Origin of the sequence: Haloarcula amylolytica, from assembly GCF_049705545.1 — an archaeon.
GTDB classification, from domain to species: Archaea; Halobacteriota; Halobacteria; order Halobacteriales; family Haloarculaceae; genus Haloarcula; species Haloarcula amylolytica_B.
The window spans coordinates 235,831-249,776 of record NZ_JBNAMU010000002.1; the positions used below are offsets into that span (position 1 = coordinate 235,831).

A 13,946-nucleotide genomic window follows, 5' to 3' on the forward strand; every position below is an offset into this window, starting at 1 on the left:
CACGCGCGTGCGGAGAATTTGTTCCAACCGGAAGTGGAAAATACGTCCTATTCGGACAGTACGTAGAGTAATCAATGGACGTACCGCAAAATCACAGGGAGGCTAGAAAGTGACGCCCGATCCGATTCGAATGAAACGGAAGGTCCAGCAGTTGGGCTCCTCCACGCTGGCGGTGACGGTGCCCGTCGACTGGGCGCGCCAGCACGACATCTCGAAGGGCGACGAGGTCATCGTCCAGCGCGACGAGAACGGCGGATCGCTGCTCGTTGTCCCCGAACAGCCGACCATCGAGGACGTGGAGGCGACCATCGACGCGGACGCGCTGACGGCCGACGCCCTGGAGCGGGCCATCATCACGCAGTACGTCCTGGGCCGACAGCTCATCCGCGTCGAGGCGACAGCGCCGCTTGGTATCGAACACCGCGACGCCATCATGAACGCCGAACGGCGGCTGATGGGACTAGGCATCGTCGAACAGGCCGAACGGACGGTGACGGTGCGGTGCTCGGTCGCCCCGGAGGACTTCGACCTCCCGACGCTGCTCGGTCGGCTCAGCCGCACCGAGGCGGTGATACGCGGGGACGCGATTTCCGCGCTCATCGAGGGCGATACGACCCTCGTCGAAACCGTCGAAAGCCGCCAGGAGCAGGTCGAGAAGCTCTTTTATTTGTTCCTGCGCCTGGTGTTTACCATCTACCGGAACCCGCGGCTGAACCAGGCTGTCGGGCTGGAGACGGGCTTTCCCCTCATCGGCTACCGCTCGGTCGCACAGGACGTGGTGCTGATGGCCGACACGGCCATCGAAATCGCAGGCCTGGCGACCGATTCGGCGACGCCCGACCCGACGACCGCCTCGAAGCTCACCGAACTCGGGGACGCGCTCGACGACGCGGCCAGCGCCACCCGGTCGGCGGTGACGACGCCCAACTACGACGCGACAGAGGACGCCCGCGCCGCGTTCGACCTCGTCGACGACCGCATCGCCGACCTGAACGCCCACCTCGAAGCCGAGCGGCCCGAACCGCTGCTCGCGCTCCAGCGCGCCGTCGTCCTGCTGGAGCGAAGCGCCAGACACGCCCGCGACAGCCTCTCGGTTGCGACGCATCTGGCCTTCCGGAACGACCCCTCGCTGGTCACCGGGGAGTCGTCGTCTGGGGCGGGCGGGTGACCGGTGGCATTAAATTCCTTAAGGAAACTCCAACGGTACATGTCCACTCGTGGTCATAGGAGTGGGTTTTACACATCCGAAGGAACGCTTATCCGTAGTTCGCAATCATCTACTTCTGTCGATAAACGCTCCGGGTTCGACCAGTTCGAGTCCGGAAAACTACCACATCATGACCGACCGAAACGGCGACGACATCTACGGCGACAAGCACAAGGAAGCGAACGAACCCATCTTCAGCGGCATCCCGACGTTCCTCAAGCTCCCCGAGGTCGAGCGCGACGCCCTCGACGAGGAGGACGTCGATATCGGCATCCTCGGTGCGCCCCTGGACACGGCGACGACTATCCGTCCGGGCACCCGGTACGGCCCGCGTGCGGTCCGGGCCGCCTCGACGGTCCCCTCGCCACCCTACGAGCACTTCAACATCGAGACCGGCGTCGACCCCTTCGATACGTTCAGCGTCGCCGACACCGGCGACGCGGCTGTCTCCCCCGGCGATACCCGTCAGAGCCAGCTCAACATCGAGGACGCCGTCTACGAGATCAGCGAGCAGGCCACGCCCATCGTCATCGGCGGCGACCACTCCATCTCCTACCCCGATATCAAGGGCTGGGCCGAAGCGAACGGCTACGAGGACATCGGCCTCATCCACTTCGACTGTCACGCCGATACCGGCGATGAGGGACTGACCGGTTTCGAGTACGACCACGGCGCGTGGGTCAAGCGCGTCTTCGACGACGACCTCATGGCCGGCGAGAACTACACCCTCATCGGCCCGCGCGGCTTCTGGCCCGGCCCGGACACCTACGAGGAGATGCGAGAGGCCGATATGAAGTGGTACACCTCGATGGAAGTCGGCAATATGGACCTCGACGACATCGTCGCCGACGCGGTCCAGCGGGCCACCGACGGCACCGACGCCGTGTGGGTCTCCTTCGACGTGGACGTGATGGAACCGGCCTACGCCCCCGGCACCGGCGAGCCCGAGCCCGGCGGTCTCATCCCGCGTGAGGCCATCTACATGGTCCGTGAGGTCGTCAAGGCACTCGACCCCGAAGACTTCGGCTTCGACGTGGTCGAGGTGTCGCCGGCCTACGACACCAGCGACAGTAGCTCTTACAACGGCGGTGTCACCAGCGGGCTGGCCAACCGACTCATCATCGAGGTCATGGGGAGTATGGCACTGGCCGAAAAGGGGCTCGAATCCGGTGACCCGATCAAGCCAAAGGAGCCGCTCGGTCCCACGGAAGAAGCCGAGACGCCCGCCGACGACTAACCTCGCATCGTTTTTGTACGGGTCATCGCCGTTCTCGGATACGTTATCCGGGACTCTTTGATCAGGTGAATCCTGGTCACGGGGCCGTGTGTGCCTTTTTACTCAGTGAATCACCCCATTCCGCAGGATTCTCCCTCGTATTTTTGACGGTCCCAGCCATACATTGAGAAGTGGTAGCAATTCAACCGGAGCTGGACGGGCGTACTGTTCTTGTGACGGGGTCGGCAAAGCGGGTCGGTCGGGAAGTGCTTCTCGAGTTAGCGGCTGCCGGTGCCGATGTCGCTGTGCATTACCGGACGAGCGAGACAGCGGCGGCGGAGACAGCAGCCGACGCACGGGACCTCGGCGTCGAGGCAATAACCGTGGAAGGCGACGTAACGGAGCCCGAAGCCGTCGATTCGCTGTTCTCGGACTGTGAATCAGAACTGGGCGCGGTCGATATCCTGGTTAATGCCGTCGGCCCGCTTCCACAGGGACGGTGGGACGAACTGTCCCTCGAAGAGTGGAATACCGCCGTCGCGGGGTGTCTGTACTCGACGTATCTCTGCTCGCAGCGCGCGCTCCCGTCAATGCGGTCGGCCGGCTGGGGGCGGATTATCAACTTTGGCGTGGCGGACGCGCGGGATGACAGGGCAGTGCCGATGAATTTCCCGTACTTCGCAGCAAAGAAGGCGGTCCTGCAGTTCACGCGAACCCTGGCGTACGATACACAGGACGACGGGATTACAGTCAACGCTGTGTCCCCGTTCGCAGTCGAGAACACTGTCGTGGACGTCTCGGAGTACCCGCGCGGGCGGCCAGCCACGTTCGAGGACGTTTCGGCCCCGATCCTGTTTTTTTGCGGTGACGCGGCTGACTACATTTCCGGCCAGAACGTGGCCGTCGACGGTGGCCGACTACAGGAAGCGTGATCGAGTAGCCGACAATCCATGCTAGTCGTGTCGGCCACATCGATAGCGCGAGACGGCCCGATAACTACTCTGCCCCGCCATAGCAGGTAAGCTGGTACGATTCTCGCTGTCAGACGCTATCCGCGGCTTCCGATCCGTCGCTGTCTCGCCGTGCAAGCAGTATACCGGCGAGGAAACACGCAGCCCCCAGTCCGTATAGACCATAACTCAGGAGTTGTCCCGAAACGACGAACCCTGCGACGATCAGTACTCCGAACGCGGCGTGCAGAATCGCAGTCTGATTCACAGCCAATGTAGCGGGTTCAGAAGCAAAAATGGCGCGGTACCGGGCTCGCTGGTCGGGTCTAATCGAGGAAAATTTCCGTGGGAGTGTGGGACCGGAACGACCACATTCACCGTCGGTGTATCGCTCCAACACCAATTCAGATCACGGACACAGCCAGTCCACGCGGTTGTCTCCGAATTACCCGATTCAGGCGGGACGGAGTCGCACGATGGGTGCGTCCGGCGAGTCGATGGCAACGAGGACGTATCCGCTATCGGGCTCGACGACGACGTCACGGATGCGCCACCCGCGGTCGTTGAGGAGCGGCGTCGCTTCTTTGACTGTTCGCCCATCGACAGTGAACCGGGCGAGATACTGCGAGGCCAGCCCCCCGACGAGCAAGTCGCCGGTCCACTCCGGGAAGGCATCACCGGTGTAGAAAGTCGTGCCGCTGGGCGGGAACCCGCCCGACCCGCAGTCCCACGAGTAGACCGGTGCCACCACGTCGTCGCGGTCCGCGTGGCTGACGCCGATGGGCTCGCCGCTCCCGTAGGTACAGCCCTCGTCGGCGACGGGCCAGCCGTAGTTAGCGCCCCGCTCGACGACGTTGATTTCGTCGCCGTCCTGCTCGCCGAACTCGGACTGCCAGATGGCTCCGGTATCGGGGTGGACGGTCATCCCCTGGGCGTTGCGGTGACCGTAGCTGAATATCGAGTCCATCGCGTCCGGGTCGTCGGTGAACGGGTTCGCATCGGGAATCTTACCTGAGGGCGTCAGTCGAAGCGTGGTTCCGAGCTCGTTCGTCCTGTCCTGAGCGACGTGGTCGGGTCCGAAGTCCTTGAACTGTCTGTCGCCGACGGTCATGTACACCAACCCGTCCGGACCGAATACAACGCGAGACCCGAAGTGCCCGTCGGAATCGACGAACGGCTCCGCGACGTGCAGTTGTTCAAACGTCTCGAACTGCGCGCCGGCCACGTCCAGGCGGCCACGGCCCAGGTGCGTGGCTGACTCGCCGCTGTCGTTAGCCTTCGAATACGTCAGATACACCCACGCGGGGTCCGGGAAGCCGGGGTGGAGCGCCACGTCGAGCATCCCACCCTGGCCCCTGGCGTACACCGACGGTGTGCCGCTGACGGGCGTGACGGTCCCGTCCGCGGGGTCGACCAGCACCACGCGACCGACGCGCTCTGTGGCCAGCAATTGTGAACTGTCAGGCAGCGGCGTGACGCTCCAGGGCGATTCGAGCCCACCGACGACGGTCTCGACAGCCACAGCCGTCTCTGACCCGCCGGTCTGTCCGGAATCCGCCGCTGTAGCACCATCCGCTTGCTGGTCGTCACTCGGGGCACTACAGCCCGAGAGTGGTCCAGCGAGCGTGAGCCCGCCCACAGCGAGAAACGTCCGTCTGTCCATCGTAGCCTCGTCTACGGTCTCGGTGCTGTTAACTACGGCCCTGATTAGCTCAGACGGAGAGGTGATGCGGTCAACAGCCGGTACTCACGGGACGCATCCTGCCTTCCCTGGCCCGTTGTGGCGAAGTGTCTTTACTCGCTCGCTGCTAGTAACCGGCATTGATGGACCGTCACGATCCGCCGGCAGGAGAGAGGGAGCGGTTGCCTGCAGAGACGCTCTCGCCGCTGGCGACACGGGTCGACGAACTGCTGGCCCTGTATCGATACGAACTCACCCCCGCTATCGATGCAATCAATGCGGCCATTGCTGGATACGGTGGGCTGTTCGACCCGGAGACCACCGATGATGAGATACGGACTGCTATCGGTGAACTGCTCGAAGCCGGCCCACCCCAGTCACAACAGGGCGCGACTGATTCCGCCGTATCAAGGGTAGTTCTCTATGTGGACGGCAGCGCGCACAGTAACGGACCGGCCGGTGCCGGTGCTGTGATTCAGGCAGATGAGACACCGATTGCCCGACTCGGGCGCCCAGTCGGCTCCCGGACGAACAACAACGTCGCCGAATATGCCGCCCTCCATCTCGGACTGCAGGCACTGACGGCGCGGTGTGACCCTGCGTCCGTTGAGATCCGTATCGATTCGATGACCGTCATCAACCACATCTGGGGTGACAGTGAGAGCACTGTGCAAGCGACGCCGTACAGCACAGCTATCACTGACCACCTGTCGACACTGCCCGCCCACGAATGGACGCACCTGGCCGACAGTGATCCGAATCCGGCTGATGCGCGGGCGACAGTCGGAGCCGATATCGCAGCCCTTGGCCCTGGATGAGACAGCGCTGCCAGTTGGCGGGCTCTATTGAGTGTGCCAGTATTCGAATCAGAAGCTCCGCCGGTGACTGAATGCGCCGGTCTCTCATCCGGAAACGCCGTTCCTGCCGGTCGTGTACCTCAGTCGGGGATTGACTCAACAGTATCAGCTAGCTGTGTAGCTGTCCGCTGTTCTGCTGTTTTTATTCCTTGAACACGTACACTACGTTAATGTACACCGATGGGCGGTACGATTATGATGTGGCCGTGGTCGGCGGCGGGCCGGCCGGGCTGACGAGTGCGCTGTACACCACCCGGCTCGGGATGGACACGATCGTCATCAACCGCGGCGGCGGCCGCGCTGCCATGATGACCGATACGCACAACGTGATCGGCGTCACCGAGGACGTTTCGGGTAACGAATTTCTAGAGACCGCGCGCGAACAGGTACAGGACTACGGCGGGACCTACGAGCGGGGCTTCGTCGAGTCGGTCGAGCCACTCGATGACGCAGACGAGGACGGATTCGCCGTAACGACGAGCGACGACGAACTGGCAGTCAAGCGAGTCGTCCTGGCAACCGGGTTCGCCGACGAGCGCCCGGACCCGCCGCTACCACGCACCGGCAAGGGGCTCCACTGGTGTCTCCACTGTGACGCGTTCATGTTCGTTGGCGAACCGGTCTTCGTCATGGGGACCGGCGAAGCCGCGGCCCACGTCGCGATGATCATGCTAAACTACACCGACGACGTGGATATCCTGACTCGCGGCGAAGAGCCGGAATGGAGCGACGAGACGCAGACGATGCTCGAGAATCACCCCGTCGAGATCGTCGATACGGAACTGTCTGGCAAGCGGACTGACGACGACGGCTGGCTATCAGCGTACGAGTTCGAGGACGGAAGCGTTCGGGAATACAAGGGCGGCTTCCCGATGCTCGGCTCGGACTACCACGCAGAACTCGCCGACGAACTGGGACTCGATAGAAACAGCGACGGGACAGTGGCCGTCGACGACCACGGCGAGACCAGTGTCTCCGGTGTCTACGCTGTGGGTGACCTCACCCCGGGCCACAACCAGATCCCGGTCGCGATGGGCGAGGGCGCGGACGCGGGCATCGCGATCCACAAGGACCTCAGGAAGTACCCGCGTTCAGTCGAAGACATCGAGTCCGACGGAGCGGTCGAGGACACAGAGGTGCCCGCTGTCTCGGAAGAACTGTTCGCGACAGCGCTGACGCACGAGGGACATGCCGCCGGGCCACGCTCGGCTGAGACGCCGGAAGCCCGCGCTGACGACGACTAACGCTCCGGGGGAGATTCCTACCAGATACGGGGAGGCAACCGAGTATCGGCCCCGAGAGGGGCCTATTCGTCGTCGGTTTCGCGCTGTCGATAGGGTTCAAGCAAGTCGTCGAGGAGCAGACACCGGGGATCGGTGACCGGGTACGCAGTGTCGATGTACTCTTCTGCCGTCTCGATGTCACCGCGAATAGCGAACTGTCGGACGCGCGCAGCGTTCTCGTAGAAATTCTCGTTGATCTCCGGCGACATTTCGGCCCCGTTTGTAGCGGGCTGGTGCTGAAACACCTCTTTCCGGAGCTCGTTGAAATCAACCATCTCGGGTTCGTAGTCCTCGATTTCGGAAAGGACGTACTCAACGGCGAAGCGCTGAAACTCTGACTTGTTCGAGAAGACACCCTCCTCTACCATCTCCTCGACGCAGTCCATCACCGCTTCGGGAAACCGGACCGTTGATTTGACCACGTGTTTATCATCAGACTGTCGACCTATATAAAATATTCTCACGAGGGGACCAACCACAGTGCGTCTCGACCGCCTGTATCGTTTCAGGAGCGGCAGACTGCCTCGCAGCGATGAAGTCGAGAGAGTGATTTGTAATGACAGTGAACAGTAGATGGTAAGATCAGAACCCGGATATCGCCGGTGACAAGGACAGAGACTCTCGTCCGGCACCGACCGCAAACAGGTGCAAATATCGATTACAGAACATACTTTTGCTGTGGACACCTTCCAAAGCCTGACAATGGGTCGGCCAAACGTGTTGCTCGTCGTTCTTGACTGTGTGCGTGCGGCGAACACCTCCCTGCTGGGACATCGGCGCACGACCACTCCCTTTCTCGAAGAGTTTAGCCGTGAGGCGACGGTGTACACACAGGCACGGACAACCGCGAGCTGGTCGCTGCCGGCCCATACGAGTTTGTTCACCGGTGTCCCGTCCGAAGGCCACAAGCTCCAGATCACCGAACGGCTGGTGCCCGGCCAGACCATCTTTGATTTCCTCCACGACGAGGGATACGAGACCGGCGTATTCACCGAGAACCCGTATCTCACGGTTCACGCGTCCGGACTCAGTGATAGTTTTGAGACCGTCGTCACGGAACGACCCGATTCAACAGACGTCGATGATCCGTCCGAAACCCGCAACGGTGTCGACGGGTTCTGGTACGCTGACAAGCTGACTGAGTGGATCGACGAGCAAACGGAGTCATGGGCTGCGTGCCTCAATTTGATGGACGCACACATGCCGTACGCAACGCGCGACGGCTACGACGAGTGGGGCGCGGACTTTTACTGGGCTATGCACGACGAGCTCCCCATCAAGTGGGAGTGGAGCGTCTACGGTGAACAACTGCCGCCGGGCGTCGGTCAGCTACTCGAACCGCTGTACGACGGAGCAATTCGACAGACTGACGCCATTCTGGAGCAGGTCATCGGTGACCTGGAAGCACGCGGCGTTTTAGACGATACGCTCGTTGTCATCACGTCGGACCACGGTGACGGGTTCGGAGAACCGCCCCAGGCCGCCACAGAGCCACCGGCCGTCATGCACGGCATGGGCACACAGGAAGAGCTGTTTCACGTCCCACTGGTCGTCCGAGCACCCGGGCAGTCTGATGGGCGCCGAATCACGTCCCTGGCGACGTTATCGCGGTTTCCCGACGCCGTCCTGGCTGCCTTTGACGGCGAAACGGGTGATTCTGGCTGGTTCGTCGCCCGCGACGGGCAGACGACTGCGTACCAGGCGCCGCCGACCGGGCAGACGGCGGAATACGCCGAACAGTACACTGACGAACCGGACCGATTCCGACAGCCTGCGTCGCTCGTGTACCAGGACGGCCCCGGCGACACTGTGTACAAGCGCGCAACGTGGGGGGACGATGAGTACGAAGCGGTCGCGCGGGGCCGGCGGTCCGAGCCCATCGATGGAACACCTATCGACCGCCCACCGTCAGAAATTGTCGCTGACTCCGCAGATCAAAGTGAGACGCTCGAAATCACGCAACTCGCTGCCGGGGAAGACGAAATGGCAGAATACGATATCGATGGGTTTGACGACGTAGATCTCAAGTCGCGGCTGGAGCGACTCGGCTATCTCTGAATCAGTCTCATCCGAGCCCCAGAAAAAGAGTTGTCGTGCCCAGTCGTAGGACTGTCGTCTTCGCCGCCGCGGGTCGCGAGTCACGACGGGCGATTCGCTGGAAACCGATCTTGATGGCGTCGAAATGCCCTGATGTGGTTGTTGGCTTAGTTGCTCAGTTCAGTCGCAATGACTGACCGGGAGTGTGACCGTGGCTGGACAGAATCGAAAGCGATGTTTGTCACAACTTGATTTATACGGACGATGTATAGCGATATTCTCGTTCCGACAGATGGGAGCGCGTCAATAAAGGAGGTACTGGAACACACGATCGATATTGCCGACGGGCGGGATGTCACAGTCCACGCACTGTATGTCGTCGACGACCGGGCGTTCCTGTCGATGGATGATGAAATGCAAGATGACGTGCTGGAAAACTTGCGGACCGAGGGCGAAGAGGCCACGTCAGTAGTCCAAGAGGCACTGGAACAGGAGGGAATCGAGGTCTCGACAGCCACCCTGCGAGGGAAACCAGCGGACCGCATTGTGTCGTACGTTGAAGACGCCGACATTGATCTGATTACGATGGGGACGCAGGCGGACAAATATGAACAGAACATGCTCGGGAGTACAGCACAGAAAGTCGTCACAAAATCGTCCGTGCCGGTGCTCACTGTGGACATTTCCGAGTCAGAGTAAGAGAGCGGTTAGTCAGTAGTCACGGGCGGTGTGGTAGTCGGTACAGGCGCAACCCAGAGATTCGAGTCCGTCTGAGCTATCTTGATTCAGCGAGAGAATCCCCGCCGTTCACGGCGGGCGTGAATCGCGTAAGCCCGGTACGACAGTCCACGCGGTTCTGCCCGACCGAATACCCAACGTCACAAGAGTTATTGAAATTGGGTGTCTTGTATTTGGTGAGGCCAAATAGAGTATAACCTGCAATCCGGGTCGCACACGGTCTACGCGCTCCAATATCACTTCGTGACCGTCACGAAGTACCGCGCCGACATCCTCACCGATGAGCGGCTGGAGCGCGTGGCTGAAGTTGCACACGAGATTGCAGAGGATTTCGAGGCCGACATCAAGAACGTGGACGGCGGCACCGACCACGTTCACATCCTGTTCACGACCAAACCCACCACCGACCTCACCAAGTTCATCAACTCGCTCAAGGGCGTCACATCCCGCCGGATTCGGCAGGAGTACCCCGAGGTGAAACAGACGCTCGAAGATGCGTTCTGGCAACCGGGGTACTTCCTCGCCACGACCGGCCAAGTGAGCATCGACGTGCTGATGGACTACGTGGAAAACCAGTAGCATGACCGCAACAACCACGAAAACGCTGGAGGCCACGCTCGCCCCGCCGACGGTTCACAAAGAGCGCAAACTGTGCGACCTGCTCGAAACCTACCGGGCAGGACTCCACGAGGCGTTCGAGGCCGGGTGCGAGACGATGACCACCACCAGCGACGTGGTGACGCCCTACGACCTGCCGTATCAGGCGAAAGCGGCCCTGTGTAACTACGTTCCGCAACTGCACGGAACCTACGATGCACAGGAGTTGGACGATGACCACCCGGTTCGACTCACCAACCAAGCCGCCGAGTTCGAACACTCACCGGAACGGGACTACGAGTTCACGTGGTGGGTACCACAGCCCGGTCGCGGAACGAACTTCTGGATACCACTCCGTATCAACCCCGCTCAAGAAGAACTGTGGCACGACCTCGTGGACGGTGAAGCGTCGGCAGGCCAACTCCGCCTGCAACACCACCGCACGTCGTGGACGCTTCACGTCACCGTCGAGTTCCCGGTCGAACAACCGAACTACGAACCGACAGACGACGATGTAACACCAGTCGGCTTCGACATTGGCGAAGCACACCTGCTCGCGGGCTGTGCCTGCGAGCAGGGCACTCCGACCGACCCACTACTCAGCAACGGTGGTCGCGCTCGTCACCTCCGCAAAGAGATGCACACGACGCTCAAGCGACTCCAAGAGCGTGACGCCGCCCAGTGGCGGATTGACGAACGGTTCGACCACTACCAGAACGCACTCACAGACATCATCGAGAAGGCGTCTTGGCAGGCAATCGAGTACGCCTGCCGATTCGAGAAGCCTGTGGTCGTTCTGGAAGACCTCTCGTACATCCGCGAAGACCTCGATTACGGCGAGTGGATGAATCGACGCCTCCATGCATGGGCGTTCGCTCGGCTTCAACAGCGTATCGAAGACAAAGCACGAGAGTCTGGCATCCCGGTCGAATACATCCGCCCGGAGTACACGAGCCAGACGTGCCACGAGTGCGGTCACATCGGGTATCGGAACGGCGATGAGTTTCGGTGTACGAACAACGAGTGTTGGGTGTCGGAGTACCACGCAGACATCAACGCGGCGGTCAATATTGCTGACCGCCACGACCCGTGGGGTGAGAGCCTGCCGCTGAAACCGGCGGGCGATGACATCTCACGGGATGGGAGCGCCTGTGACAGCGCCGCGACCCCCACGGAGAAGAGCCAACCACGGCAAATGACGCTCGGCGAGGTCGGGTCGGAACCCTCTGCCGGTAGTTAGCCGGTATTCCCATGCAGGGAAGCCGCGCCGTTCACGGCGCGGAGGATGTCACTACCGTGACTGTGCGCCACCGGTCCTGACGCTGAATGAACCGACCAGCGTTTCGAGCTGTTGTGCTTGGTCGGACAGCGAGTCCATTCTGTTACTCACTTCGTTGATCGAAGCAGTCTGCTCTTCGACAGTTGCGGACACAGATTCCGTTTCATCTGCCGATTCGATACTGATCTCTGCCACTTCGTCAATCATCGACACGACCCCTTCGCTGGTTGCCGCCTGACTGTCAGTCGTGTCGCTGATCTCTTGGACGCCAGTATCGGTTTGCTCCGCGTTTTCAGCAACCCGCTCAAACGCATCGACGGCCTTTTCGACGGCCTGAATCTCCTGTTCGACGAGCTCACTTGCCTGTTCGACCTGACCCACAACGGTGCCAGTCTGGTCCTGGATGTTCTCGATTCGGGTTCGAATATTACCTGCAGACTCCTGCGTTTCGTCGGCCAGTTGCTTGACCTCGTCAGCCACAACAGCAAAGCCGTCGCCCGCATCGCCAGTCCCTGAGTTCCCGGCACGGGCCGCTTCGATGTTCGCGTTCAGGGCCAGCATGTTCGTCTGTTCAGCAATGTCGGAAATAAAGTCCACAATCGTCGCGATCTCTCCCATCTGATCGTCAAGTTCAGTCACTGTTTCCACCGTTTCGTCAATTGACGCCTTGACTTCTCGGGCGTCAGTTAACGTGTCAGCAGCGAGCTCCTGCCCGTCGGTCGCGATTGTCGCGGTCTCAGCAGAGGTCTGTGCGACTTCATCAGCCGACGCCGCGATCTCTTCAACCGCTGCCGAAAAGTTCGAAACCTCGGCGCTCGCCTCTTGGACCATCCCGCGCTGCTCGTCCGCGCCGGCGGCGATTTGCTGGATGGAATCGCTCACACCGTTGCTTGCTGTCGCGACCTCCTGAAGTGCCGAATCCGACTCCGTGACCTGGCGATCGACAGCGGCGGCAAAGGACTGAATCTCGCCGAGCGTCTCTTCGAGTTCGTCCGCCATATCGTTGAACGCAACTCCGATTTCAGCCATCGAGTCGTTTTCACTGTCTGAATCTACGCGCACAGTGAAGTCGCCGTCCGACATTTCTTCCATCGCCTCTCTGTACGTTTCGGCTTTCAGTTCGAGGTGGGTGTTGAGCGCAGCTACCTCTTCACGCTCTTGTTCGGCTTCGTCCCTGAGGCGTTGGGCTTCCTCACGCTGCTGTTCGATTTCAGCGCGCTCTTCCTCGAGGTTATCGATTCGGTTTGCCCGTTCGCGAGCACGTTCAATCTCTGCCTGTGCCTTTTGTCGGGACTTCTCGATAGAACTCAGGTGAATCGTCAGCGAGATAGCCAACATTGCGACGAACCCACCGTGAATGGCGCCCCAGGCAATCGGGTTCAATTGCGCTGCCGTGTGGTTGTAGACCGCCGTAGGGTCGATAATTCCGAAGATAATGTGGCTCACTACGACATAGCCGATGCCGATTCCGAACGGGATCCAGTCTTCATAGATAGCAGCGATGCCGATTGCGATGAAAAAGTGAAAATGCGCCTCGATGTACCCGCCGCTGAAATGCACGAGCGTACCAGTACAGAACGCCAGTGCTGTGACCGCTAAGACGGTCCGCACTCGACGGCTGAGTTGTGGAATAGCCGCAGCAAATGCAAATCCGGCAATAAGCCCGATCTGAAGCAGTACCCGTCCGGTAGGGATCGAGGGGATCGTTGCGCCTATAACCGGACTCTGTGCTGTCTCAACTAGTCCTAGGGCGAGCAAAAATGGAATATGCGAAAGGACTGTAATTATGAAATATTTGTGGCGCCGTTGCCAGGTCTCGTCAGGAATTGAACTCCCGTCAGGAATTGTCGACAGCAGACCACCACTGTCGACGATATTGTCCCGCTGTCTACCATTCCCCGCATTTGTCACGTCGCTGTGAGCCATACGCTCAAGAGCCCTTCAAACAATATATCAGTGTCCCCAGTATTATCAAATTTGATTGTTTTGTACAGATGTAGTGAAAGGTTGGTGTCCCATTCTTAATCAGACGCCGGCAAGCAGGCCCACTGTAGAAGTATACTACCCCATATATATCCTATTATTCTAAACTATTATTGCA

The 13,946-nt window shown here is 60.6% G+C and carries 12 protein-coding genes; 9 read left to right on the forward strand and 3 right to left on the reverse strand.

The features are described 5' to 3' along the window. Positions 1 to 130: 130 nt before the first annotated feature. The 3 genes from ACOZ4H_RS17775 to ACOZ4H_RS17785 all read left to right on the forward strand — a co-directional run bounded on the left by ACOZ4H_RS17775 (position 131) and on the right by ACOZ4H_RS17785 (position 3,355). On the forward strand, positions 131 to 1,168 hold the full coding sequence (locus tag ACOZ4H_RS17775) for an AbrB/MazE/SpoVT family DNA-binding domain-containing protein (protein WP_424330874.1): 1,038 nt from the start codon (positions 131 to 133) through the stop codon (positions 1,166 to 1,168). Between the two features lie 169 nt (positions 1,169 to 1,337). Beyond that, complete coding sequence (locus tag ACOZ4H_RS17780) at positions 1,338 to 2,444, forward strand: agmatinase family protein (protein ID WP_424330599.1); 1,107 nt, start codon at positions 1,338 to 1,340, stop codon at positions 2,442 to 2,444. A 245-nt stretch (positions 2,445 to 2,689) separates the two neighbouring features. Beyond that, entirely contained in the window at positions 2,690 to 3,355 is a 666-nt protein-coding gene (locus tag ACOZ4H_RS17785) for an SDR family oxidoreductase (RefSeq protein WP_424330875.1), read from the forward strand. 472 nt (positions 3,356 to 3,827) lie between these two features. Here the strand turns inward: ACOZ4H_RS17785 and ACOZ4H_RS17790 are convergent, their stop codons facing one another. Further along, entirely contained in the window at positions 3,828 to 5,036 is a 1,209-nt protein-coding gene (locus ACOZ4H_RS17790; protein WP_424330600.1) for a PQQ-dependent sugar dehydrogenase, read from the reverse strand. Between the two features lie 161 nt (positions 5,037 to 5,197). Between ACOZ4H_RS17790 and ACOZ4H_RS17795 the strand changes: the two genes are divergently transcribed. Together ACOZ4H_RS17795 and ACOZ4H_RS17800 are read left to right on the forward strand one after the other, a co-directional pair. Continuing rightward, entirely contained in the window at positions 5,198 to 5,872 is a 675-nt protein-coding gene (locus ACOZ4H_RS17795; protein WP_424330602.1) for a ribonuclease HI family protein, read from the forward strand. Between the two features lie 209 nt (positions 5,873 to 6,081). Continuing rightward, positions 6,082 to 7,155: an NAD(P)/FAD-dependent oxidoreductase gene (locus ACOZ4H_RS17800; protein WP_424330603.1), complete on the forward strand. Its 1,074-nt coding sequence runs from the start codon at positions 6,082 to 6,084 to the stop codon at positions 7,153 to 7,155. 62 nt (positions 7,156 to 7,217) lie between these two features. On the opposite strand, the gene ACOZ4H_RS17805 is transcribed toward ACOZ4H_RS17800, so the two are convergent. Then, positions 7,218 to 7,616 (reverse strand): ribbon-helix-helix domain-containing protein, encoded by a 399-nt coding sequence (locus ACOZ4H_RS17805; protein ID WP_424330604.1) that lies wholly within the window; start codon positions 7,614 to 7,616, stop codon positions 7,218 to 7,220. A 280-nt stretch (positions 7,617 to 7,896) separates the two neighbouring features. On the opposite strand from ACOZ4H_RS17805, the gene ACOZ4H_RS17810 reads away from it, so the two are divergent. The 4 genes from ACOZ4H_RS17810 to ACOZ4H_RS17825 all read left to right on the forward strand — a co-directional run bounded on the left by ACOZ4H_RS17810 (position 7,897) and on the right by ACOZ4H_RS17825 (position 11,806). Continuing rightward, positions 7,897 to 9,252 (forward strand): sulfatase-like hydrolase/transferase, encoded by a 1,356-nt coding sequence (locus tag ACOZ4H_RS17810; protein WP_424330605.1) that lies wholly within the window; start codon positions 7,897 to 7,899, stop codon positions 9,250 to 9,252. Positions 9,253 to 9,495: 243 nt separating this feature from the next. Further along, positions 9,496 to 9,930: a universal stress protein gene (locus tag ACOZ4H_RS17815; RefSeq protein ID WP_424330606.1), complete on the forward strand. Its 435-nt coding sequence runs from the start codon at positions 9,496 to 9,498 to the stop codon at positions 9,928 to 9,930. A 225-nt stretch (positions 9,931 to 10,155) separates the two neighbouring features. Next, complete coding sequence (gene tnpA, locus ACOZ4H_RS17820; RefSeq protein ID WP_077208203.1) at positions 10,156 to 10,548, forward strand: IS200/IS605-like element ISNph5 family transposase; 393 nt, start codon at positions 10,156 to 10,158, stop codon at positions 10,546 to 10,548. Between the two features lies 1 nt (position 10,549). Further along, on the forward strand, positions 10,550 to 11,806 hold the full coding sequence (locus tag ACOZ4H_RS17825) for an RNA-guided endonuclease TnpB family protein (RefSeq protein ID WP_424330607.1): 1,257 nt from the start codon (positions 10,550 to 10,552) through the stop codon (positions 11,804 to 11,806). A gap of 51 nt (positions 11,807 to 11,857) precedes the next feature. Here ACOZ4H_RS17825 and ACOZ4H_RS17830 read toward each other — a convergent pair whose 3' ends face one another. After that, a complete protein-coding gene (locus ACOZ4H_RS17830) occupies positions 11,858 to 13,771 on the reverse strand; it encodes a methyl-accepting chemotaxis protein (protein WP_424330608.1) in 1,914 nt (637 codons plus the stop codon). Positions 13,772 to 13,946 lie beyond the last annotated feature (175 nt).

Bases quoted from the DNA above. Each gene is read 5' to 3' on its own strand.
- ACOZ4H_RS17795 (WP_424330602.1), top strand. From the start codon at position 5,198: ATGGACCGTCACGATCCGCCGGCAGGAGAGAGGGAGCGGTTGCCTGCA.
- ACOZ4H_RS17815 (WP_424330606.1), top strand. From the start codon at position 9,496: ATGTATAGCGATATTCTCGTTCCGACAGATGGGAGCGCGTCAATAAAG.
- ACOZ4H_RS17780 (WP_424330599.1), top strand. From the start codon at position 1,338: ATGACCGACCGAAACGGCGACGACATCTACGGCGACAAGCACAAGGAA.
- ACOZ4H_RS17775 (WP_424330874.1), top strand. From the start codon at position 131: ATGAAACGGAAGGTCCAGCAGTTGGGCTCCTCCACGCTGGCGGTGACG.
- ACOZ4H_RS17800 (WP_424330603.1), top strand. From the start codon at position 6,082: ATGTACACCGATGGGCGGTACGATTATGATGTGGCCGTGGTCGGCGGC.
- ACOZ4H_RS17790 (WP_424330600.1), bottom strand. From the start codon at position 5,036: ATGGACAGACGGACGTTTCTCGCTGTGGGCGGGCTCACGCTCGCTGGA.
- ACOZ4H_RS17830 (WP_424330608.1), bottom strand. From the start codon at position 13,771: ATGGCTCACAGCGACGTGACAAATGCGGGGAATGGTAGACAGCGGGAC.
- ACOZ4H_RS17825 (WP_424330607.1), top strand. From the start codon at position 10,550: ATGACCGCAACAACCACGAAAACGCTGGAGGCCACGCTCGCCCCGCCG.
- ACOZ4H_RS17810 (WP_424330605.1), top strand. From the start codon at position 7,897: ATGGGTCGGCCAAACGTGTTGCTCGTCGTTCTTGACTGTGTGCGTGCG.